Source organism: Streptomyces flavidovirens DSM 40150, from assembly GCF_000429085.1.
Taxonomy (GTDB): Bacteria; Actinomycetota; Actinomycetes; order Streptomycetales; family Streptomycetaceae; genus Streptomyces; species Streptomyces flavidovirens.
In genome coordinates this window covers 142,236-164,484 of record NZ_AUBE01000005.1, presented here as the reverse complement: position 1 = coordinate 164,484, position 22,249 = coordinate 142,236, and the positions used below count along the sequence as shown (strand labels likewise).

The 22,249-nt window shown below is 68.5% G+C and carries 13 protein-coding genes and 2 pseudogenes; 1 reads left to right on the top strand and 14 read right to left on the bottom strand.

What is annotated here, in order from left to right; genetic code table 11:
• Positions 1–105: 105 nt before the first annotated feature.
• The 4 genes and pseudogenes from G412_RS0110030 to G412_RS0110015 form a co-directional block, all read right to left on the bottom strand.
• Entirely contained in the window at positions 106–3,501 is a 3,396-nt protein-coding gene (locus G412_RS0110030) for an NACHT domain-containing protein (RefSeq protein ID WP_078606891.1), read from the bottom strand.
• 267 nt (positions 3,502–3,768) lie between these two features.
• Positions 3,769–4,469: pseudogene (locus G412_RS41700) on the bottom strand (ISAzo13-like element transposase-related protein); the annotation flags it as partial.
• A gap of 435 nt (positions 4,470–4,904) precedes the next feature.
• The gene (locus G412_RS0110020) at positions 4,905–6,758 is read right to left on the bottom strand and encodes a dynamin family protein (protein WP_028811985.1); all 1,854 of its coding nucleotides are present in this window, start codon (positions 6,756–6,758) and stop codon (positions 4,905–4,907) included.
• Complete coding sequence (locus G412_RS0110015) at positions 6,751–7,965, bottom strand: hypothetical protein (RefSeq protein WP_028811984.1); 1,215 nt, start codon at positions 7,963–7,965, stop codon at positions 6,751–6,753. The genes G412_RS0110020 and G412_RS0110015 overlap by 8 nt, the downstream gene beginning before the upstream one ends.
• A 1,151-nt stretch (positions 7,966–9,116) precedes the next feature.
• Here G412_RS0110015 and G412_RS40765 point away from each other — a divergent pair.
• A pseudogene (locus G412_RS40765) lies at positions 9,117–9,649 on the top strand (ATP-binding protein); the annotation flags it as partial.
• Between the two features lie 131 nt (positions 9,650–9,780).
• Here the strand turns inward: G412_RS40765 and G412_RS33815 are convergent.
• From G412_RS33815 to G412_RS33790, 10 genes are all read right to left on the bottom strand, one after another.
• Positions 9,781–11,058, bottom strand: coding sequence for an MFS transporter (locus G412_RS33815; RefSeq protein WP_051338243.1), 1,278 nt, complete (start codon positions 11,056–11,058; stop codon positions 9,781–9,783).
• Positions 11,059–11,184: 126 nt separating this feature from the next.
• On the bottom strand, positions 11,185–12,729 hold the full coding sequence (locus G412_RS33810; protein WP_157839073.1) for an ABC transporter substrate-binding protein: 1,545 nt from the start codon (positions 12,727–12,729) through the stop codon (positions 11,185–11,187).
• A 39-nt stretch (positions 12,730–12,768) separates the two neighbouring features.
• Positions 12,769–13,782, bottom strand: coding sequence for an ABC transporter ATP-binding protein (locus G412_RS33805; RefSeq protein WP_051338241.1), 1,014 nt, complete (start codon positions 13,780–13,782; stop codon positions 12,769–12,771).
• Complete coding sequence (locus G412_RS33800) at positions 13,779–15,653, bottom strand: dipeptide/oligopeptide/nickel ABC transporter permease/ATP-binding protein (RefSeq protein ID WP_051338240.1); 1,875 nt, start codon at positions 15,651–15,653, stop codon at positions 13,779–13,781. Before G412_RS33800 ends, G412_RS33805 begins: the two co-directional genes overlap by 4 nt.
• 50 nt (positions 15,654–15,703) lie before the next feature.
• Positions 15,704–16,651, bottom strand: coding sequence for an ABC transporter permease (locus tag G412_RS0109985; RefSeq protein ID WP_037648368.1), 948 nt, complete (start codon positions 16,649–16,651; stop codon positions 15,704–15,706).
• Positions 16,652–17,283: 632 nt separating this feature from the next.
• Positions 17,284–18,111 carry a PaaX family transcriptional regulator gene (locus G412_RS0109980; protein ID WP_051338239.1) on the bottom strand — a complete coding sequence of 276 codons (828 nt, stop codon included), beginning with the start codon at positions 18,109–18,111 and terminating at the stop codon, positions 17,284–17,286.
• A gap of 55 nt (positions 18,112–18,166) precedes the next feature.
• Positions 18,167–18,907: a maleate cis-trans isomerase family protein gene (locus tag G412_RS33795; protein ID WP_051338273.1), complete on the bottom strand. Its 741-nt coding sequence runs from the start codon at positions 18,905–18,907 to the stop codon at positions 18,167–18,169.
• Between the two features lie 84 nt (positions 18,908–18,991).
• Positions 18,992–19,894, bottom strand: coding sequence for a fumarylacetoacetate hydrolase family protein (locus G412_RS0109970; RefSeq protein ID WP_028811980.1), 903 nt, complete (start codon positions 19,892–19,894; stop codon positions 18,992–18,994).
• Positions 19,895–20,086: 192 nt separating this feature from the next.
• Positions 20,087–21,199 carry a cupin domain-containing protein gene (locus G412_RS0109965; protein ID WP_028811979.1) on the bottom strand — a complete coding sequence of 371 codons (1,113 nt, stop codon included), beginning with the start codon at positions 21,197–21,199 and terminating at the stop codon, positions 20,087–20,089.
• Positions 21,196–22,248, bottom strand: a complete 1,053-nt coding sequence (locus tag G412_RS33790; RefSeq protein WP_037648270.1) for a carbon-nitrogen hydrolase family protein — start codon at positions 22,246–22,248, stop codon at positions 21,196–21,198. The genes G412_RS0109965 and G412_RS33790 overlap by 4 nt, the downstream gene beginning before the upstream one ends.
• Between the last annotated feature and the right edge of the window lies 1 nt (position 22,249).

Sequence of the window (22,249 nt, the reverse complement as noted above, 5' to 3'; positions counted from 1 at the left end):
TGCGCTTGGGGCTACCATCCCCCTCCGTGCTGCGAAGCATCGGGACGAAGGAGGCGAGCGTCCGCGCCGGAACCAGGTATTTCACCCAGTACGTCCGCCACGGCGTCAGCGGGGTCGGGGGTTGTCCTGTGCCCGCTGCCCCATTCGCTCCCAGAACTGGCGCAGCTGGGCGACGTTCGTGCGTCGCTGCCACGGTGCCTGAGGGCGGAGGAAGGACCGTGACAGCAGGGTGGACTGCGCCCGGCAGAGGGCCTCGCTCAGCTCGACCCGGTGACCGTCGAGGCCCTTGGGCGGGTATGGGCACAGCTCGAACGCGCAGTCGTCACGACAGTTGGAGCCGGCCTGGGAGGCGGCCGTACGGACGACCGTACGACCTGGGTCGAGCGGGTTGCGGTCCCGGGTCAGGCACGGCGGCAGGTCCGGTCGTGCCGTGTGCCGAAGGCGCCGGAGGCGGTCCTTGGGCCAGTCGCCCCGCTCGGCGAGGTTGAGGAGCAGGAGCACGTCCGCGAGGAGCTGTTGGGCGCGCGGGTGCAGGGTGCTCCAGCCGGTGGAGGGCGGGATCCACAACTGGTGCTTGCGTGCCTCGCCCTGCGGCGCCGTCTGCGAGCCGACGTGGGCGGCGACACCGGATTCGTCGATCCAGAGGAACCGCTCGGGCTGCCCGGTCTCCAGGGCCCACACGCAGAGCTGGGCGGCTTCCTCGACGAACGGGTGCTCCTCTTTGCCATCCGGGATGGCCAGCCACTGACGGACCTGTTCCTCTGGGTCGGAACCCTGTCCGTGCATGGGGCGCGTCACCGTGACCCCGTCGGGCAGGTCCCACAGGGTCAGCGCGTGCAGGAGGGTGAGGCGGGTGAACCAGAAATTGGTGCGCTTGAGCATGTCCCAGGCCTGCCCGCTGAGGTACTCGCGGGCCTCGGTGCGGGCATGTGGATGGCGGTGGCGGCGGTTCGCCGCGTACTTGAAGCCCTGGGCAAGAGCGACCTCCACGGTCAGGTCGAGCGCGGGTGCGCCCGACCCGTCGGGTGCACCGACTCGGCGTACCCAGCTTTCCAGGAACTCGTAGGGCGTGTTCTGGTGGCGCTGTGTCGTGACGGAGCCGACAAGCAGGGGGACCAGCCACGCGCACATGGTGTTGTCCCGCCACTGTTGTTCCTCCCCCTCCCGTTCGGACTCCTCCTGCCTGCGCTCCTCGCGCCGCCGTTGCTCGCGTTCGCGCATCTCCCATGGGGAGTGCTCCCCGTCGCGCTCCGCCCGACGGTGCCCTCGGCGCTCCCCCTGCGCGTCCGTCTCGGGCTCCTGGGTCTCCCACAGGTCGAGCATCCAGTTCGGGTCGCGGTCCATCCTCTCGTCCCGGTCGACTTCCGGGCCGCGCAACCGAGCCTGCAACACTGCGAAGGCGCTGTCACCGCCCGCGCCGATCTCCTGTGCGATGGCGACGCGGATGGGGTACGACGGTTCCAGGCGCGCGATTTCGAAGAGTTCCAGGTAGGCGGGGACCACGGTGCGCTTCCGTGCGACGCCACGCATGGCGTCGCCGAAGCGGGAGACCAACAGCCCTTTCGCGACGCGCAGAGTGTGCGGATCGCGGGCACGCAGGTCCGGCCAGGCCGTGGTCAGCCGCATGGCGATGAGGTGCTGCTGCGGTTCGGCGTCCACGCTGTCGATCTCCAGGGCGGCGGCGTACAGCTCGAGCGCCTTGGCATGCAGCGTACGACCGGACAGCTGCCGCGCGTCCGGGGCCTGGCCTTGCCGCTCCGATGTCCGTCCTTGTGGTTCCGTGCTCTCGCCGGAATCAGGTGTGTCCTCCCCGGTCGCCATCTGCGCCTTGCAGGCCGCCCGCACCAGGAGATCGCGTGCGGCGGACACGGGGCACCACAGCTGTCCGCCGCCGTGCGCCTCCGCCTCCGCCTCCTGCTCGCTGTGCGCCTCCTCCGCGTGGCGGCAGGAACCCTCCGGCGTACGGGAGTAGAGCACCATGGCGATCAGCAGTTCCCGGCCCGGCCTTTCGAGCGCCGCGGGGAAGAAGCGTCCCTCCCTGGAGTTGGTGGGGACTTCCGGATGGATCACGGCGTTCATGAAGCGTGCTCCGAGGTGGGCCTGGATCACGCTGTGCTGGAAGCGGACCTTGTCACCGCTGACCTCCACCAGTCCCATGCGCGCCCCCCAGTGTGCGGCGAGGCGAACGTCCAGCCTGCTGTCCTCGACCCTTCGCACCAACTCCGCCAGGATCTCGGGGTAGCGGGGCCGCGAGGGGTTCTGCTCGTCCACCACGTCGGTGAAGTGCACTTCGCAGGAATCCGAGGCCAGGCCCGCGCACGCGAGCGCGGACAGGTAGTGGATGACCGCCCGCCGCTCATCCTGTCCCAGTGGCAGTTCGGGCCGGAAGCGTCCGCTGATCAGGGCGGCGATCCAGGTGTCCAGCAGGTGGTAGCGCAGTGCCGCCCGATCCCCGCCGCGCGTCTCCACCGCCTCCTCTTCGGAGCGGGCGGTAAGGGCGCGCTCCAGCAGGCCCTCCTCATGGAGTTCACTGGCGATCTGCAAATACGTGGGCGCCTCCGCGATGCCGGCCTTCTCGACGATCCAGTCCAGCCGCTGCCGGTCCTCCCAGGCGTTGCCGGAGGAGATGTACGTGAGCGCGGCCTCCTCACTCAGCGGTTCCAGGTCCGTGAGGGAGGCTTCCATCCCGCGAAGCGAGTCGTGCGGGCGTGAGGTGATGATGAGCGGCAGCCGTTCGTCGGTGGCCCGTCGGATCGCCAGCCGGATGACGCTGTCGCGCTCCTCCGCCATGTCCTCACCGGCCAGCGCCTCCTCCAGGCCGTCCGCGAGGACGACGATCCGTCCCTGCTGCCACAGCCGGCGCCACGCCTTCTCCGCCTCGGCGTCGGAACGGATGTAGCCCTGCACCTCTCGGGAGAACCGTTCAAAGGCCAGCCGGCGGAAATCCAGGTCTTTGTCGGCGTTCCGCAGCCGCAGCGGCACGGGAAGTGCCTTGCGCCGGGCGAGCTGCTCCGTCAACAGCACGATCAGTGCCGTCTTGCCCGTACCGACGCCGCCGACCACGACATGCGTACGGCGGAACCGGCTGTCCCGCTGGTCCTCCATGAGGACCTCGCACAGCTGGTCGCGGCCCACGACCCTGCCGAGGATGCCACCCGCCGTCTCCACCAGCTCGTGCGGCTCTTCCCGGGCTTTCCTCAGATACGCCCTGCGCACCCGGGCGAACCGGAAGGAGAGGTACGCGACGGTGGCCAGGGAGAGAGTGAGGAACGGCATGATCAGCGACTGGAGGACGTTGCAGGCGTAGCCGCTCTTCTTGCAGTGCTCGTCGAGCCCCTCGATGGGCGTCCAGAACGCCCTGTCGTTCACCAGCGTGACCAACGCAGTCACGGCCAGGAACAGCAGGATCAGAGTGCCCACGACCGTCGCCGCGAGCGACACGTAGTACCACCCGCTCTTGCGGACCCGCCACGGCCGGGCCTTGCCGTACCCCTGCTGCATCAGCCGACGCGAAGGACTCCTTCCAACGTTCACGTGGTGACTGGTTCCGTGTCAGGTGGCCGCTCCACCCTCATTCACCCGACCAGCGCAGTCACGGCCTGTGCCCCCGCCGCGCCCGCGGGCACGGGGTCGATGCCCCCGCGCATGCGGGGATGGACCAATTGCCACCGCCGACCGCTCCCTCCGTGACCAAGGCCATATGGAACGAAGAGTTCCTCCGTGTGTGGCCCACGCTGGGGCCGGCGCGAATGACCCTCATCACCGGATTCACCCACCCGGCGGTCCCGATCCGCGCAGGTGGAGCGCGGTGGCCAGGATCCGCTCGGCTGGGGTTAGCTTGGCTTTGGCGCCTGTTCCGGGCGCGACCAGAGGCTCGTGGCCACGACGTGTGCGGAGTACTTCCTCGCGTTGGACCTCCAGCGCAGGCGTCAGGGCGTCAATGAGTTCGCTGAGCTGTTGGCGGGTCATCCCGGTCAGTTCAGGGTCTCCGCAGTGAAAGCTGCGTGAGGCGACCCAGCCCGTTCACTGAGGTCCGGCCTGAGGTACCTGGATGCCGGTGGGCACGAGTTGGTGTCGAGTTCGGCAGGACGGTGCTCGATCCGGTTCCACTTCGCTGTTCCGGGAGGCAGGTGGCAGACCGTGATCGCCAGTGCGGCCTCACCCGCAAACCGGGCGAGTTCGGTCTTCCAGGTACGGATGCGGTAGCCGTTGGACCCGCCGGCGTCGGCGGTGATTAGCAGTCAGCCGGCCGTCGGATAGGCGGCCCGCGCGGCTCCGGTCCACCAGCGGCGGATGGATTCGACGGCGAACGCGGCGGTGTCGTGGTCGGTCCCCACGCTGACCCAGCCGGTCTTCGCTGCGACGTCGTAGATGTCGTAGGGCACCGCTCTACCCAGTTCACGGTCAGGGAAGTTGTGGGTGTCGACCCACACCGGCTGGCCTCTCGGCTCCCATTCACAGCCGCTGTTCCCAGTTCCTTCTGAGCGTCTGGCGATGCGGCGCCCGAGACCACCCGTTCGTAGGCGCCGCCGTAGAGGAGCGGGCCCGCCGTCTCGGACTCACCGGAGTGTGACGCGGGGTCGACCCCAGGGAGGACCTGTCGGGGCCGGCCGCCGGTGCCATAACCGGGGCGATGGGCCACCGTTGAACAGAGCACCGCGTGCGTGAACATCCGCCCCCCGCGGATACGGGAGCGAGCCCAGGACCAGCGGTCCTGGGCTCGCAACGTGTTCGACCGGCGCTGGATTCACTGGACACCCTGTAACGGCAATGCCGATGGCTTCCGGCTCGACGCCATCGCCGCCCAGGCCCCGGCAGCCCCCTGCACCCTGGACTGTCTGGGGAGGCAACGCAGCCGACCGGTCCACCTAGGCCCTCCACTACATGTGGTGCTGAAGCAACTCTCAACCATGTGACTGGCGAGTGACCGACGCGTCGAGGCGGCCTTGCCACGCTGCCAGTTCCTTGCGGGCGGCTTCGATGGCCTGACGGTGGCGTGTGAGGTTGTCAGTACTGCGTGGGCGGACTCCGGTAGCCTCGGCTGCGCTCCCGGCGAGCCTCCGACTTGCTTCGTCGCTGGCCTTGGCGACCATGTCGAGGCGGATTTCCAGCCAGGCGGGAGAATAGCCGTTGACGCTTGCGGGCGCCAGGTTGCTGTCGATCTCCTTGCACGTCCCGCGCATCCTCCGTCGGGTATAGCCCAGGTGCCCACCGCCGAGGTAGTGGAAGCCCGCGCACATGCCCCAGGTCGTGGGCAACAAAGCCAGTGCGAGCCCCATCTTCCCGTCGTTTGCCAGCTCGGCCCACGCATCCCCCATGCTCGTGTAATCGTAGGTCCCGACCCGGAAGGTACGTATATCCTCCGCGGTACCGGACGTCTCCGTGGCGCCGACCGGGATCCGGGCGTCGAAGGCCGCGACGCCCTCCTCCGTGACCTGCTCCAAACGGGCGGCGAGCCGTGCGAAGGACGGTGCGACCGCCGCTGCCAGGGAGTTCTGTGCCTCGGCCAAGAGCTGCTGGAGCTCGCTCTCGACGGCCGCGGCCTCGGCCTTGGCCAGCGCCCAACGTGTGCTGAGCTGGCCTTCGATGGTGTCGAATCCACGGCGCAGCCGGTCGGCCACCCGGAGCATGCTCGGTTCGAATGCGAACCAGTCTTCGTTGCGGAGGCTCGACTCCGTCTCGTACAGGAGATCGCGCGTCGACTCAGCCACCTCTCGGCGCACGGTCTCGGCGGTCTCCGTTGTGACTGTGTGCCCGAGGACCCCGTCGATCAGCCTGACCCGGTCCGCGAGCGCTCCATCCAGCAGCGGCAGCGCCTGCCGTGCAGCGGCCACCGCGGTCACCGACACGTTCCGGCGTACCTGTTCGGCGACCTCGGTCCGGAAGGCAGTCCACTGTGCCGACTGCTCGGTGCCCGGGCCCCGGTCCCCGTGGTGAGGAGACCTGAGCAGGGACGGCAGGTGCAGGGTGTACGTCCCCGCCGTGCTGACGCCGAGGGCGTCGTCCCGGTCGACGGGCAGCAGGCACTCGGTGACGCTGCGTCGGCGCATCGTGAGGTGGTCCGTCAACCGCTCCGGCGTGAGCAGCCTGGCGTCGGCCTCGTTAAAGACGACGGCGGCGACCTTCACGTCGTATGGGCTGTCGGCGAGCTGTCGCAGAACGTCGGTCACGGCGGCGATACTGACGCGGCCGAGATTGACGAGTACCGCGGTGAAGGCGCTGCCCTCCAGGTCTTCGGCCGTCTGCGCGGAAACCACGGGTGACACGCTGTTGGCGCCCGGGAGGTCGACCAGCCGGAGCCCGTCCCGCAGCAGGTCGGCTCGTAGGCTGATTTCGCCGCGCAGAACGCGGCGGCAGTTGCCAGGGTTGTGGTCCTGGAGCATCCACCGCTCGAAGTCCTGCCGGTCGGTGTCGATCGTGGTAGGGCCGGCCACTTCGTGCATGTGAAAAACCTTGAAACGCGGTGCCGGGTGATCGCCGTAGACCACGTGGACCGGAGCCACGGTGCCGGGCAGGTAGGCAGAGGTGGGGGCGACCTCTGTCCCCACCAGGGCGTTGATCAGAGTGGATTTCCCGGCGCCTTCCGGTCCGACGACGGCCAAGTGGCTGCGTTCGTAGGCCCGCCGTACCGCGTTCAACGAAGCGCGGAGCCCGGGCGCGGGCAGTGGCAGCAGCCCGCTGTGGCGGTCCATGACGGCCAGCATGTCGATGACCGGCGTAATGGGTGTGATGGGCGTGATCGGCGGCTGGTCAGTCATGCAGGGCTCCTGACATGTCGTCCAGTTCCCGGCGCAGCGGATCGTGGTCACTCAGGGCGTCGGCCGTGGCGTTGATGGCATTGCGCAAGGCCTGGGCGTAGAGCGGACCGGTGGCGGGCAGGTGCTCTGCCGCCTCGGCGACCGGGGGGAAAGGCGGGCCGGTCACTGCGTAGTCAGGGTGGCTGAGAATTGCCAACGAATGGCGCAGCGAGACGATGGCCTGGCTGGCCTGCCCTCTGCTCGCCTGGCGGGTGGCGACCTTCAGCAGATGAAACGCAGGGTCGGCGACCCGGCTGAGCGGCACGCCCAAGTCCGCGGGCCATTCGGTGAGCGCGGTTGGGCCGAGCATGGCCGCGGCCTCGTCGAAGTGCTGAGGGTAGCGGACGGAGTTGCCCAGATAGTACGCGTCGACCGCGGCGGTCACGACCGCGGTGACGGCGCGGGCCGCGATCTCGACGTCCAGCCCCAACTGGCCGGCCTCATCCTTCGGAACGGCCAGCAGATGGCTCTTGGGTGCCTTGGCATTGAGGTCCTCGATCGACTCGGGTGTCCACCGTTCCGGGCGCGCGATGCGGTGGCGGTAGACGCTGTGCAGTGCCTCGGCGGGCGATTCAGTTTTGGGCCGCAGATGGCAGCCCCCCAAACTGACGTCGAGAACGTCGCGGAAGTAGCGGACCTGCACTATCAGGGTCGGGATGCCGTAAAGGTCGTTCCAGTAGAAAGCGGCGTGCGGCCAGCTGAACGTCCGCAGGGAGTCTTGGAGTTCGATCAGGCCGTCGGTCGCCAATCGCCGACGCAGCGCGTCGACGACCGCGCCGCGCAGCCCCTCCCACGTGCCGTCGGGTGATCCGTGGAAGGTCGGCAGGAGGACCACCAGCGGCAGGGTGGAGAGGTCGGCGGAAAGCAAACGTAGGCTCTGCCTCAGGTGCCCGGGGCCCTCCTCCACCGGGTAGGTGTCGAAGAGCTTCCTTGCCTGAAGCGCCGCGAGGTCGTTGTCCTGACGCAGGCGGCTGTCGAGTTCGGCGAGGTCGGCCAGGCGCATGTGCCGGACGGCCTCCAGCTGAAGTTCTCGGTTGAAGCGGACTCCCGCCTGGGCCCGCTCGAAGTCCTGCTGGGAGGCCATGGCCCGTTCGGCGGCCTTGATCTGCTGTCGGGTGTTGAAGATCGAGGCTGCGGCCTGGGCCGCCGACCCCACATCGAGGGACACGGCTGGAGTGTCCACAATCCCCCCAGTGGCTTTGCGGTTCCGGATCCGACATGTCATTCATGTCCTGTGTCCGCCGGGGTATGCCGTCGGCCGCCGCCCAAGGTCGGTGCCTGTAACGCGGGCCTCCGTGCCGACGTCTATGGCCTCGTCGATGCCGGCACGGTCGCCGACGGTGCGCCGGTTTCTTTGTCATTCAGAAACCACCCGGTTCATACGTGCTTGTGAACCCGCGCCCCAGTGCACCAGACACCTCGGCACACACCCGGCTGCTTTCCTCCGCGGCAAAGTCGGCCAAGCCGAAGGCCACACGAGCCAACCCAGCGCCTGCCTGATCGACAGCGAAAACATCAAAACCTCCGCCACTGTCCCTCTGACCAGCCAAGGCATTGACCCAGCTCGCTAAGGAGCCAGGCATCGATGGCTTTGCGCTTCTTCGGAGCGTCATCATCCTGGGTGTCCACCCAGTCACTGAAGCGCTGGTTGGCCTCGGTCCAGCGGCCGCGGGACCCCGTTCGCCGCCCTCCGCATCCAGCACGGCACCACCAGATCGTGCCCGAATAGCGCTACTCGGACAGTCCCTTCGGGGCCTCGGCGAGGCGGCCCTCAAAGAGCCCCGGCCGCCGCCCGAAGGTGCCCCCATGGTGGCCACCGCGCACACCCGACCCCGAGAACTATGGTGCCCCGCCACATGGGACGCTCACCTGCGCGTTCCTACGGTGTGGCGACACGGAAACGTCCCCGCCAACTGTCCAGAAGTGGTGTTCATGGCCTCCCCAGCAACCGCTCCCCCAACGCCCAGTTCACTCAAGCGCATTGTCGCCGCGAGCCTCATCGGCACAACGATTGAGTGGTACGACAACTCATCCGATCAGGGCTACGACCTGCGGCTTCCTTGCCAGCGCCCCTGCTAAGTCAGCACCGAACCAGCACCGGGATCGTTCGGCGTTGAGGTGCCCGTCTAGCCGCTCGTCGAGGACACCCTCAAGCGCATGTTCCTCAATCGCGGCCTGTCTAACTCTCCGTAGCCGTCACAGCGGACCCCGGCCCGGGCCTGGGAGCAGGCGCGCAAGTCTGCCGAGAAAGAGCAGGCGGACCGTGCCGCAAGGCGGAACAGGTCGTACGTGACCCGGAGTGCCGACAGGCTGAGCGCGAGAGGAAGCTGCGCAGCCTCGGAAGGCCCCCTGGAAGAAACCTGCGACAGCGCGCTGATCACCCTGCTCCCCGGCCACCGTACCGACGACGCCGCCCTTCTGCTGGCCCGCACCCATGCTCTGGGAGCCGATCAGGTCGCCGCATGGGAACTGTCCACCGATCCTGCGACCGTTGCCCATGCCCGCGAGTTCGTCTGCGGCGTACTCACCGCCTGGCATCTGGAGGACTTGTCCTTCGTCATCGAACTCATCGCGAGCGAACTCGTCACCAACGCCATTCGTTACGCCCGTCCCCCGCCCAACTACGGTTGATCCGGGACGCCAATACCGTGATCTGCGAGGTGAGCGACGCCAGTAGCACCGCGCCTCACCTGCGACGTGCCCGTGTCTTCGACGAAGGTGGTCGTGGCCTTTTCATCGTCGCCCAACTCGCCCAGCGGTGGGGTAGCCGTCACCATGGCACAGGCAAGACGATCTGGGCAGAGGTGCCCCTTGTGGGGAACGCTGCCGGGGAACATGGAACATTCGCGTGAACCGGGCATGTGGTCTCGCCCTGGAGGGCCAACGGCCTCCGGTGCGGCGAGCCCTGGACAGGCTCGCCACACCGTGAAGCAGCACCTCGGTCATTGACCGCGTGTATCCACAACGCTCCTGATCGCTGCTCTCAAGCGTCGCGGGTGGGCGGATCGGCCGCGGGACGCCCGTGTCTCATCGCGATGGTGAGGGCTACGGCCACCGCAAGCCCGATGGGCACAACGGTCAGCAGAATGACCTTCTGGCCGGTAAGGCCGGCCGCGAGCAGGGCACCGGCGGCTGCCGGACCGGCCACGGAGCCTGCTCGGCCGAAGGCGGCGGCCCACGCTATTCCTTGCGTGCGCACGGCCGGTTCGTAGAGGGTGACCGCGAGGGCGGCTTGGCCGATGACGCCGCCCGTGATGCCTGCGCCCGCCACCGCCAGGGTGAGGAAGAGGGCCGTGCCCGCGGACGAGAGCTGGCTGGCGACGATGAGGAACAGGGCTCCGACCAGTACCGAGCCCATCAAGCACCGGGGTATGCCGAACCGAGCAGCGAGGACGGCGAGGAGGATGCCGCCCGTGACGCCGCCGAAGCCGAGCACAGCGGAGCCCAGCGGTGCCTGCGCGGGTGCGAGGCCGTAACCCGTCGTAAGCAGGGTGGGGAGCCATGCCTGGAGCGCGAAGGTGGTCGTGAAGGCAAGGAACGCGAACGCCCACAACAGGATGGTGTTGGTGGCCGAGCCGTGCGAGAGAAGGGTGGACACCGAGACACGGGGGCTCCGACGGTCGGAGGGCATTGGCGAGGTGTCCTCGTCCGAGCGCGGAAGGCCCCAGTAGAGGGCGGGCAGCATGATGAGGGGAAGGGCCGCGCCGAGCCAGAACACCGAGGTCCAGCCGAAGCCTGCGATCAGGCGGCCGCCGAGCAGACCGCCTGCCATGGCGCCGACGCTCAGGGCCAGGGTGACTCCAACGGTGACCATGTCGCGTCGGTGTCTGGGCGCATGATCCGCGGCCAGCGATATGGAGGTCGGCAGGACGATTCCCAGTCCGAGTGCTGTCACCAGTCGCACCGCTGTGAGCTGCGGAATGCCGTGGGCCAGGACGGTGAGCGGGGAGCCGACGGCAAAGATGGCTGTGCCGGCGACGATGGCGTTCCGGCGCCCGAATCGTGCGGCAAGAGCGCCGCACAGCAGGTAGCCGATCACGACACCGGCATTGGTCGCGACCAGGGCGGGTGTGAAGGAGGCAGGGGGAAGGCCCCATTCGCCGGCGAGGGAGGGGACGACGAATCCGAGGGATGTCGTGTCGTATCCGTCGAGGAAGAGGACGGTGAACAGCAGGACGATGACGCGGCGGCCAGTGGGGGTGATGCGTTCTGTTCCGTTTGCAGCGGAAGCGGCTGAGGACTGCGTGGGTGTTTCTGCCATGGGAGACCTCGGCATGGTGCGGTGGTTGGCGCTGTCGGGTGGTTCGGTGATGCGGATGTGGGGAGGAGCGGCGGGCCGGGAATCGCGTGGTCCCCGTCGTTCGAGAGGGCGGGGTCCGTCTCTCGCCTAGCGGGGAGCGACGCTCCACGCGAGGTCGGGGATGTAACTGGGGGCCGCTGTGAAGCCCGTCAGCTTCTTGGCGTTGTACGCGTACAGGCCGTCCATGCGCATGACGGAGACGAGCCACGCCTGGTCGACGACGTACCGCATGACGTCCTGGTAAAGGGCGGGTTGCTTGTCGGCGGGTGCTGCCGCGGCTGCGGTCAGCATGCGGGTGAGCTTCGGGTCTGAGGTGGCGAAGGGGTTGAAGGCCGTGGCGTGCGGCAGCATCCAGTCGAGGGACAGGGCGTAGCTGGTCGCGCCGCCGTAGCCGAAGCCGAGGGCCGGATATTTTTTGGAGGTGGCGTTGGCCAGCCATTGGCCCACGCTCGTGTCGGTGGTGACGTCGGCGGTGACACCGATCTGCTTCCACTGCTGGACCACGGCCTGGGTGACGAGGTCGACGCCGAAGAGGCTCTGGGTCTCCATCTTCAGGGAGAAGCCGTTGGGGTATCCGGCTTCGGCGAGGAGCTTCTTGGCCTTGGCCGGGTCGTATGGGTAGCGGTTGTCGTAGTCGGCCGCGAAGCCGTCGAGTCCCGGCAGGGAGATCTGGCTGGTCGGCTGACCGTACTTCTGCACGATGGCCTTGGTGATGGCGGCTCGGTCCACCGCGTGGTTCAGGGCTTGGCGGACGCGGAGGTCCCCCAGCGGCTTGGAGACGGTGCCCTTCCGGTCCGCGAGATTGACGCCCATGAAGATGTTCGGGGCGCCGACGACCTTCAAGCCGCCGGACTTGGCGGTGTCTGCTTGGTTGGCGGTGATGGCCATGGCATCGGCCTGGCCCGTCTTGACCGCCTGGAGTGCGGAGTTGGAGTTGGCGACGACCTTGACGACCACCTTTTTCCAGTGGACCTTCTTCTTGTCCCAGTAGTGGGGATTGGGGGTGTAGGTGTAGTGGTCGCCAGAGGCGGTGTGCGCCGTGTCGAGGACGTACGGACCGGCGCCGAAGGACCGGGTGCCCATGGTGGCCGGGGACGCCAAACCCTTGGGGCTGATGACCGAGCCGATCATCAGGACCTGGGTCATCAGCTGCGGCAGGTTGGGGTGCGGGCTGGAACAGTGGATCCGTACCGTCAGCGGGCCGGTGGCGGTGACCGACTCGATGGCGGAGGTCCAGGAGACGTTGAGTCCGTTCTTGCGGCCGTAGTTGAGCGAGGCCGCCACGGCTTTGGCGTCCAGCGGCGTGCCATCGGCGAACTTCAGCCCTTGGCGCAGGGTGAACTCGAAGTCGGTGTTTCCCGTGCCGATGTAGCCCCACGTGGTGGCCAGTCCGGCCGACACCTTTCCGTTGCGCCCCTGTCTCAGGACGGTGTCGTAGGCAAGGTTGACGAACCAGTTGTCGGAGCCGACGTTGGCCTTGGCCGGGTCGAGGCTGGCGGGCGCTCCGGCGGCGACGACGGTGAGTGTGTCCTTCTGACCGCCGCTCGTGCCGGCACCGGAGGACCCGGATCCGCTGCACGCGGTGGCGGCCGCGACGGCGAACGCCGCCAGTACCGCAAGCCTTCTGGTCATGGGTTTCGTGAGCAAGGGATTTCCGGGCATGGGGCGTCCTTACGTGTGCGGCTGGGACTGCGGGACAGCGGGGAGCGGGTGAAGTTCCGTACTGCGATGGCATGCTGCGGCGCGGCCTCCGGTGAGGGGCAGCAGGGGAGGTCGCTCGCTGTGGCACAGGTCGATGGCATGAGGGCAGCGGTGTGCGAAGGCGCATCCTCTCGGGGAAGCGGCGGCCGACGGGCTCGATGCCGTGCGTTGCCCCGCGCGGGCGCGTTGGGCGCGTTGGGCGCGCGGATCGGGCTGGGGTACGGCGGCGAGGAGTGCCCGGGTGTACGGGTGGACGGGGAAGGTGTACAGCGCCCCGGCCGGACCGGTCTCCATGACCTGGCCTCGGTAGAGCACCACGATGCGGTGGGAGAGATGGCTTACCACGGGCAGGTCGTGGGCGATGAAGAGGTAGCTGAGATCGAGGTCGCGCTGCAGATCTGCCAGCAGGTTCATGACCTGTGCCTGGATGGACAGGTCCAGTGCGCTGACCGGCTCGTCGCAGATGACCAGGCGTGGTTCGGGCATGAGGGCGCGGGCAATGGCGATGCGCTGGCGCTGCCCGCCGGAGAACTGGCCGGGGTAGCGGTCCGCCGTGTCGGCGGGCATACCGACTCGCTCGAGCATCGCCGCGACGCGTTGTCCTATGGGCCGTTCGTCGGTCCTGCTGTGGGCCAGGAGGGGTTCGGCGAGGGTCTGGCCGATGGTGCGGGCGGGGTTGAGCGAGGAGTACGGGTCCTGGAAGACGACCTGCAGGCGGGCGCTGAGTCCGCGGCGGGTGCGGGCGGAGGCGCGGGTGATGTCGCGGCCTTCGAAGTGGATACGGCCGGAGTGGACGGGGTTCAGGCCCAGGACGGCGCGGCCGATGGTGGACTTGCCTGAGCCGGATTCGCCCACGAGTCCGACGGTCTCGCCGGGCGCGATGTTGAGGGACACCTTGTTCACGGCCCGGAGGGGCGGGGTGCGACGGCTCTGCCGGAATTCGACCGTGAGGTCCTCGACGTCGAGGACGGATGGCGAGGTCATGCGGGAGTGCCTTCCACGAGGAGCCGCTGGGAGTGGACGCACCGGGTGAGCCGGCCGCGCAGCGGCTCGGCGAGCGGCACCGGTTGTGTCGTGCATGCGTCGTCGGAGAGAGCGCAGCGGGCGGCGAAGCGGCAGCCGATCGGCCAGTCGCGCGGGGTGGGTACGGTCCCCGGGATGGTCGGCAGGGGTTCTCCCTCACGGGCGAGGTGTGGGTTGGCGGCCAGGAGACCGGCGGTGTACGGGTGCAGGGGCCTGGTGAACGTCTCCTCGACGTCCGCCTGTTCGACGACCTGGCCCGCGTACATCACCACGGCCCGGTGGCACAAGTCCGCCACCACGCCCCAGTCGTGGGTGACGATGAGCACCGCCATGCCGGTCTCGGCCTGGAGGGTACGCAGCAGTGTCAGGATCTCGGCCTGGACGGTCACGTCCAGCGCGGTGGTCGGCTCGTCGGCGATCAGTAGCTTGGGCCGGCCGGCGAGTGCCAGCGCGATCGCCACCCGCTGCGCCATCCCGCCGGAGAGCTGGTGCGGATACCGCCGGACCACCGCCGCGGAATCGGGGAAGTTCACCAGGTCGAGGAGCTCTGTGACGTGTCGGCGGGCGGCGCGGCGGTCACACCGCTGGTGCCGGCGCACCGCTTCGGCGAGCTGGTGCCCCACCATGAACGTCGGGTCGAGGGCGACCATCGGCTCCTGGGAGACGTACGCGATACCGGCACCGCGCACCTTGGCGAGGGCGGTGGGTGAGCGAACGAGGTCGACTCCGTCGAAGAGCACTTGGCCGTGTGTGATCCTGCCGCCCCCTGGTACGAGTCCGAGGATTCCGAGCGCGGTCACGGACTTGCCACAGCCGGATTCGCCGACCACGCCGAGGGCCTCCCCCGCCGCGATCTGGAAGCTCACGTCCTGTACGACGGGGATTCCGCCGATCTCGACAGACAGGTTCCGGATGGAAAGTAGTCCGGCCTCTTCCGATGGCAGCTCTTCCTCAGTGGTGGCGGGTGCGTCGACGGCCACTGCGTGCGCAGCGGTGGGCACCGCCGCCGTCTTGGTGACCGCCCAGCCCTCGACAGCCGCGTCGCGGACCGCGTCACCGAGCAGCGCGAGAGCCATCACGGTGAGAACCAGTGGAACACCGGAGGGGATCAGCATCCACGGCGCGCGGTCGAGGACCTGCGAGGCGTCGGCCACCAGTCCGCCCCAGGACGGGTGGGGAGGCTGGGCGCCGAGACCCAGGAAACCCAGTCCGGCCTGGATGGTGACGACGATCGCTGCGAACAGGGCTGCCTGGACGATGACCATGCTGGTCATTCGGGGCAGGATGTGGCGCCGCAGGATCTGATGGTGCTTCAGTCCGGCAACCTTGGCGGCGGCGACATACAGCTCTTCGCGGATGCTGAGGGTCTGGCTGCGCAGGATGCGGATCAGGCCAGGACTGCCGAGGACCCCGAAGGTGATCATCGCGGCGTGCAGATTGCCCGGGAACACGGAGAGCACGACCAGGACGATGATGATGCCCGGCAGGGCGAAGAGCAGGTCGGCCGTGCGCACGGTCAGCCAGTCCACCCAGCCTCCCAGGAAGCCCGACGCCAGGCCGAGGGTGACGCCGATGAGGAGGAAGACCAGCAGTGCCTCACCGACGGCCAGAAGGGTGGAACGCCCGCCGTACAGCACGCGACTGAGCAGGTCTCGGCCCAGGTTGTCCGTGCCCAGCAGGTGGTCGGAGGTGGGCCCGGCCAGTACGTGGCCAAGATCCTGGTCCAGCGGGCCGTGCGTCGTGATGAGGGGTGCGGCAAGAGTGGCCACCGTCATCAGAACCAGCCACGCCAGGGCGAGCACTCCGACCGGGCGGCGCAGCACCCGACGCATCAGACGGGGCCTTCTCACCGTGCGACCGGCCCCTGTTGTGGTGATCCGCTTCAAGAGGCACGCACCCTCGGGTCGAGTCTGCTGTAGAGCAGGTCCACCAGCAGGTTGACGATCACGACCAGAACCGTGACATACAGGACGGCTCCCTGGATGACGGGGATGTCGTGCTGCACCGTGGCCTGTTGGGTGAGGCTGCCGAGCCCCGGCATGGCGAACACCGTCTCCACGAACACGGCAGCGGCGAGAAGATTGACGAGCACCACTCCCAGCACGGTCACCAGGGGCAGGGCGGCGTTGCGCAGCACATGCCGGTAGAGGATCGACAGCTGGGAGAAGCCGTTGGCCTGCATGACCCTGACGAAGTCCCGGCCCAAGGTGTCCAGCACCGAGTCGCGGGTCTGCTTGGCGATGATGGCCACCGCGCCCAGCGAGAGGGACAGGACCGGAAGGACCAGCGAGCGGCCCCACTCGGCGGGGTCGTCCGCGAACGGGACGTACCCGGTGACAGGGAACCAGCGCAGCTGCACGGACCCGATGGCGATCAGGACGAGGGCGAACCAGAACGCCGGCACTGCCAGGCCGAGGAGCGCCAGGCCGTCCACGACCTTCACCAGCAGACCGCCGCGTCGCGCGCTGAGCAGGCCGAGCGACACACCGAGAATCCCGGAGACGATGGTTCCGGCGATGATCAGGGAAAGGGAGACGGGGAGCCGGTTGTTCAGTACCGACGTCACGGGCTCCCCACTGAACAGTGAGGCTCCGAGATCGCCGTGGAAGACCCGTACGAGCCAGTCCCCGTACTGAACCGGCAACGGCTCATCCAGGCCTAGCCGGCCGCGGACGGCCTCGTACTGCTCAACCGTGGCGTGCTGGCCGACGATGGTGCGGGCCGGGTCTCCGGGGACGAGGGACACCAGCACGAACGTCAGGGCGGAGACCAGGAAGAGGAACGGGGTCGACGACAACAGCCGCCTGACCACTAGTCGGAAGGTTGCCATGCTCACCTCGTCGAAGGAGTGCAACTCACAGACGAACAGTCGAAGTCGAGGTTGAACGCCCTGGAAGGGACCCCATTACGAGGGGCCGGGCGACGACTTGAGTTCTCCGCTCCGCTGCGTCGAGGGGATGCAGAGGCGGAGAGGGAAGGTATGAACGTGGATTACGCAGGCAGCGACCGGGCTCGCGACGGGTTCGCACGACGGCCAGGCCGGGGGCCGCACTCCGCATCTCGGAGGCGACGAGTGGAGGGCTTCTTCACCTGACACGGAGGCTATAGCGAACTTTTGACCGCCGCCAGGATTAGCGCATAAACGTTGTGTAACTAGCAAGAGGCCACCCTCCCGCCCCCTTGTGGGCTCAAGCCGTGACGGAGGACACTGATTACACGTGTTGATACGTCGGATCGGAGGAGGGCGCGTGCAGCTCAACGTCCACGAGCGCGGAGCCGGCGGGAAGCGGGTCCTGCTGCCGCCTCAACAAGCGAGCGGTGTACAACGATCCGGGTTTCCGACCCGGCGCTCGGTGCTCAGCGACGAGATCGGCGGACAGTCCGTCACTCGAAGTCGGCGAAGCTACACGTTTTAATAGCCTAGACATGCCCCTGAGTGGCGAGGCCTAGTTCCGTTCGCGATCACCCTTGCAGTCCGGTCACTTTCTGTAGGTGTCGCAGACTCGGCTCCGCAAGTACGGCGTGCAGTTGCTGGAACAGCTGACGCGCCGCGACCGCATTCCAGTCCTCCGGCAGGAGTTCTTTCGGCAGGCCGGGGTCGAGATAGGGCAGCCGCCGCCACTGCGTGAGCATCGGAACGTAGTGGCGGAACGCCTCCGCGGAGTCGATCTCGAACTGTTGGGTCAGCCGCGCCGCCACGGGCCCGTAGGTGTCGGTGAACGCGGCGTATTGCGCCTGGATGGCGGGGAAGTCCCACCAGGAGCTGACCGAGGTGCGCAGGTCGCTGAACGCCACGTAGTCCGACGCGAACAGATGGACGTAGGCACTCAGCCCGAGCCGGTCGAGGGTGGTGCGGGCGTCGTCGAGGAGCCGTCCGGGTGCGAGCCACACGCCGGACGTGATGTTGCCGAAGCCGAGCCAGGTCAACCGGGTACGGAGCTGGTAGCGGTGGGAGCGTTCGGACTCGGGTACGGAGAAGACGGCCATCACCCAGCCGTCGGCCAGATCCGCCGGCTCCAGGCTGCCGAAGATGCGGCGATCGCCTTCGTCGAAGACGGGGTGGACGGCCGGGCTCAGGCGGTAGCCGCTGGCGCCACCGCGTCGCTCGGGTTCGAGGATGCCCCGCTTCTTCAGCCGGGAAATCGCCGAGCGCACGGCCGGACCGTCCACGTCGAGCTCGGCCATCAGGACGATCAGGTCGGCGATGGAGATCCAGCCCCCGACGCGACGCAGGAACGCTCCGTAGACCGTGTTGATCAACGAGCTGGGCCTGAGGGGGCTGTCCGACATGATCGCCTTCCGTCGTGTGTGGCGGCGATCCTACCGAGCGCTCGGTTCGGCACGGTCATCCGGCGGGGGCCTCCCACCGGGCGAGTGGCGTCTCGGCGTACGCACCGGACAGCAGGTGACCCGCTCCGGGCGCCACGGCGGGAAGGTCCAGGGTGCGAAGCATCTGGTGCGCTGTGCACACGGCCGCTGAAACGACGGGTTTGCCCAGGAGTTGCTCGGCCTCGTCGATGGCGCCGAGGGAGGGCATCTGTACGCAGGCGGACAGGACGACGGCGTCCGCGTCTGTGTACTGCAGGGCGCGGGCGATGCCCGGCAGCTTGGCGGGGTCGTGGGCGGCGACGTCGAGATTGTCGGGGATCTCCAGCGCTTCGTAGTCGAGCACCTCGATGCCCTCGTGGGTCAGGTATCCCACCACCGTCTCGGTCAGCGGCCGCATGTAGGGGGCGACGAGGGCGATCCTTTTGGCGCCGAGGGTATGCAGGCCGTGGACGAGGGCGCCGGCGCTGGTGACGACGGGCGCGGGGGCGCCGTTCTCGGTCGTACGGGTGTGAAGGCGTTCCTCGGAGGTGCGGTGGTAGCCGAGGCCCATGCTCATGATGGCGACCAGGCACGCGTAACCGAGCACGTCCACGCGGGCGTCGGAGAGCTCGACGGCGCACCGGTCGGAGTCGGCGTCCATGGCCTTGAGCTGCTCGGGCGTGACGTGCGTCATCCGCATGCGGCTGGAGTGGAAGGTGAACCGCTCCGGCGCGACGCTCTCGCGGGCTCGCAGGATGGCGGGTATCTCGGTTTCCATGGTGACGTTGGAGCTCGGCACGATCTGGCCGATGCGGTAGGTGCGGTGGGACACGGGGGCTCCTGGTCGTGTGGGCTGGGGAGGTCAGCGGGCGTCGACGACGGGATTGGTGAGGGTGCCGATGTGTTCGACGCTCGCCTCGACGGTGTCGCCCGGGACGAGGAACTCCGGTGGCACCATCCCGGCGCCCACCCCGGAGGGCGACCCGGTCGCGATGACATCGCCCGGCTCCAGTGTCACCCCGGAGGTGATGTCGGCGATGAGGCGGGCGATGGGGAAGAGCATGTGGCGGGTGTTGGACTTCTGCTTGGCGACGCCGTTGACGCGCAGTTCGAGGTCGAGCGCCATCGGGTCGGGGATGTCGTCCGCGGTGACGACGGCCGGGCCGAAGGGGGCGTAGGAGTCCTGGCCCTTGGAGAAGAACCACTGCCCGGAGCGGCGCTGGTCGCGCGCGCTGATGTCGTTGACGATGCTGTAGCCGAAGATGTGGTCGTACGCGTCCTCCTCGCTGACGCGGAAGGCGGTACGCCCGATCACCACGGCGAGTTCGCACTCCCAGTCAAGCTGGCTGGTCAGGTTGCTGTTGTGCAGGATGGGGTGTCCGGGGCCGGTGACGGCGGTGGCGGGCTTGCTGAAGAGCACCGGGCGCGGGGGCAGGTCCTTGTCGGTGTCCAGGCTGCGGCTGGACTCCTCGACGTGCTCCACGTAGTTGAGGCCGACCCCGATGATCTTGCCGGGTCGCAGCGGAGCCCGCATGGCGGCGTCCGCGAGGGGGTGGATCGCCTCGGTGGGCCACCCGGCCGGGTCGTCGAGCAGGCGTCGGGCGGTGGCGTGGGCCGAGGCGCCCTCCTTGATGAAGGAGAGAAGGTCGGCGGGCAGCGTTGTGCCGTGGTGGCGGGCGAGGGTGGCGAGGTCGATGACGTGGTCGTTGACCTCTGCTCCCAGACGGGGGGTGGTGTCGTCGAGTGTGTAAGTCACCAGTCGCATGGCGACTCCTTCGCGGGCAGAAGGGGCGGGTGGGTGGCGGAGGAGGGTGAAGCAGTCCGGGGCGGCGGTGAAGGCCAGGTCTCCTCACCGCCGCCCCGGACCGGGGGCGATACGGGGCTGGACGAGATCGCTCCCGGTGCACCGCCGCGCCGGCAACCGGTGTCAGGGCCGGCGGTTCGGCGCGGCGGCGGTTCAGACGATGGGCTGGTGCCCGCCGTTGTCGGTGTACGCCTCTTCGCGGTGGAAGCCGAGGGCGCGCATCACGGAGAAGTCGTTGAAGGAGAAGAGGCAGGCGTCCTCGCCCTGGTCGGCGTTCGCGTGCTCGTGCCAGGCCCATGAGGGGACGCAGAAGATGTCGCCCTGCTGCCAGTCGTAGCGCTGCCCCGCGATGATCGAGTAACCCCGGCCCTTCGCGGCGGTGTAGACGACCGACCCGGTGTGGCGGTGCGCCTTGGTGGCCTGGCCGGGCCGCAGGAGTTGCATGTGGGCGCCCATGGTGGGCATGACGGAGCCGCCGGTGACGGGGTTGGTGTACTCGGCGATGACACCGTCGTACGGGGAACCCTCGGTGGCCCTGGCGAGGTTGCGCAGCGACTCGTACGTTGCCTCCCACGGGTAGGCGAGGAGCGGCGAGTAGGGCCGGGTCCACTTCTCCACCCCGTACGGCAGCAGGTTCGCCCCGTACGTCAGGACGGAGGAGTTGATCACCTTTCCGGGCTGCTGGTACAGCTCCGGGTGGACCTCGTAGAAGCCCGCGTCCAGGGCGTTGACGAGGGGGATGTCGAGGCCGTCCTGCCAGATGACGGGCGCGTCGGCGGCGTCGTTGCCGTGCTCGTGCCAGGTGCCGTTGGGGGTGATGGCGAAGTCGCGCGGACCCACCTTCAGCTTCTGGCCGTCGACGATGGTCCAGGCGCCGGTGCCCTCGTGGACGAAGCGGAGGGCGGCGGCCTGGTGGCGGTGGGCGGTCATGGACTCCCCCGGGCCCATGATCTGGAGGCCGGTGTAGAGGAGTCCGACCGCGGCGCTCACGTCCCTGCGCTCCGGGTTGACGAGCATGACGACGCGGCGTCCGGCGTCGTCGGCCTTGACGAGGTCGAGTGCCTTGCGGACCAGCGGCCGCAGTGCGTCGTAGCGCCACAGGGCGGGGACGGACTTCGGCTGCGGGTACCAGGGCTCGATGTCGTTGGCGACGGTCCAGAGCGCCCCGGCCTCAAGTTCGGCGAGTTCGCCGTAGTAGGCGGTGAGTTCGGGGGTGTCGGACACGCGGGCCCGGCCCAGCCTGTCGTCGTCGTACTCGGCGGTCATGACTCCTCCTTCGTGGTGCCGGCGGTGCCGGCGCTGTCGGTCGGAAGCGGCGGGACACCGGCGTGGTGGGCGGGGTCGGTCGTGAAGGTGACCGGGGTGCGTGGGGTGTTGTCGACGTGCAGGCGGAAGATGTCGAAGCGGTTGTAGTGGCCGACGATGTCGTGCATCTGCTTGGGCTGGATGCACTTGGCCAGGTCGATCTCGCCGTAGACGATGCCTTCGTCGTCGATGAGCGGCTCGGTGACGGGACGGCCGTCGGGCCCGAAGATGCCCGACAACGCGCTGCGGCGGCGGGCGAGCATGCGGCGTACGTCCTCGTCGTCCCCGGCGACGGTGTCCACGATCTCCGGGGAGATGGTGGAGCAGGCGACGACGGAGAAGACCTTGCCCTCGAAGCTGTGGGCGGCGGTGCGCACGGCGATGGCGTCCGCCATGTCGTAGTCCTCCGGTGCGACCGGCAGTGCGATGTAACCGGCCGCGTGGACGTGTTCGCCCTGAGCCAGCAGAGTGAAGCGAGCCAGGGTGTTGGTGTTCTCACCGCAGGCCAGGACGCCGAGCCGCCCGACGGGTGTGTCGTGGACCTTGAGGGAACTTCCGTCGCCGCCCGTCCAGGTCAGCTTCTCCGCCCAGGTGGGAACGAGCTTGCGGTGGACGCCGAGGAGTTCGCCGTCCGGGCCGATCGTGAGGAGAGTGTTGTAGAGGATGCCGAGGCTGTGCGGGCTGCGTTCGTTGACGCCGATGACCACGACGACCCGGTGCTGGCGGGCTGCCGCGCGCAGTGCGTCCACGTGCGGGCCGGGGATGTCGACGGACGCCCGCCAGAGACGCTCGAACCACGGGGACCCCTGCACGGGGTTCATGGTCCAGTTCCAGTACGGATAGCCGGGGACGAAGACCTCGGGGAAGACGACCAGTTCGGCGCCCTGGGAGGCCGCCTCCGCCAGGAGGGACACGGCCTTGTCCACCGTGGCCGCCGGATCCAGGAATACGGGCGAGGACTGGACCGCGGCGGCCTTGAAGCGGGGCAGTGGGTCCCACTGTTTCTCCATG

What these genes read in the sequence shown, in the direction of transcription:
- G412_RS0110030 (WP_078606891.1), bottom strand. Translation starts at nt 3,501, where the DNA reads ATGCAGCAGGGGTACGGCAAGGCCCGGCCGTGGCGGGTCCGCAAGAGC.
- G412_RS0110020 (WP_028811985.1), bottom strand. Translation starts at nt 6,758, where the DNA reads ATGACTGACCAGCCGCCGATCACGCCCATCACACCCATTACGCCGGTC.
- G412_RS33815 (WP_051338243.1), bottom strand. Translation starts at nt 11,058, where the DNA reads ATGGCAGAAACACCCACGCAGTCCTCAGCCGCTTCCGCTGCAAACGGA.
- G412_RS33810 (WP_157839073.1), bottom strand. Translation starts at nt 12,729, where the DNA reads ATGACCAGAAGGCTTGCGGTACTGGCGGCGTTCGCCGTCGCGGCCGCC.
- G412_RS33805 (WP_051338241.1), bottom strand. Translation starts at nt 13,782, where the DNA reads ATGACCTCGCCATCCGTCCTCGACGTCGAGGACCTCACGGTCGAATTC.
- G412_RS33800 (WP_051338240.1), bottom strand. Translation starts at nt 15,653, where the DNA reads ATGCGTCGGGTGCTGCGCCGCCCGGTCGGAGTGCTCGCCCTGGCGTGG.
- G412_RS0109985 (WP_037648368.1), bottom strand. Translation starts at nt 16,651, where the DNA reads ATGGCAACCTTCCGACTAGTGGTCAGGCGGCTGTTGTCGTCGACCCCG.
- G412_RS0109980 (WP_051338239.1), bottom strand. Translation starts at nt 18,111, where the DNA reads ATGTCGGACAGCCCCCTCAGGCCCAGCTCGTTGATCAACACGGTCTAC.
- G412_RS33795 (WP_051338273.1), bottom strand. Translation starts at nt 18,907, where the DNA reads ATGGAAACCGAGATACCCGCCATCCTGCGAGCCCGCGAGAGCGTCGCG.
- G412_RS0109970 (WP_028811980.1), bottom strand. Translation starts at nt 19,894, where the DNA reads ATGCGACTGGTGACTTACACACTCGACGACACCACCCCCCGTCTGGGA.
- G412_RS0109965 (WP_028811979.1), bottom strand. Translation starts at nt 21,199, where the DNA reads ATGACCGCCGAGTACGACGACGACAGGCTGGGCCGGGCCCGCGTGTCC.
- G412_RS33790 (WP_037648270.1), bottom strand. Translation starts at nt 22,248, where the DNA reads ATGGAGAAACAGTGGGACCCACTGCCCCGCTTCAAGGCCGCCGCGGTC.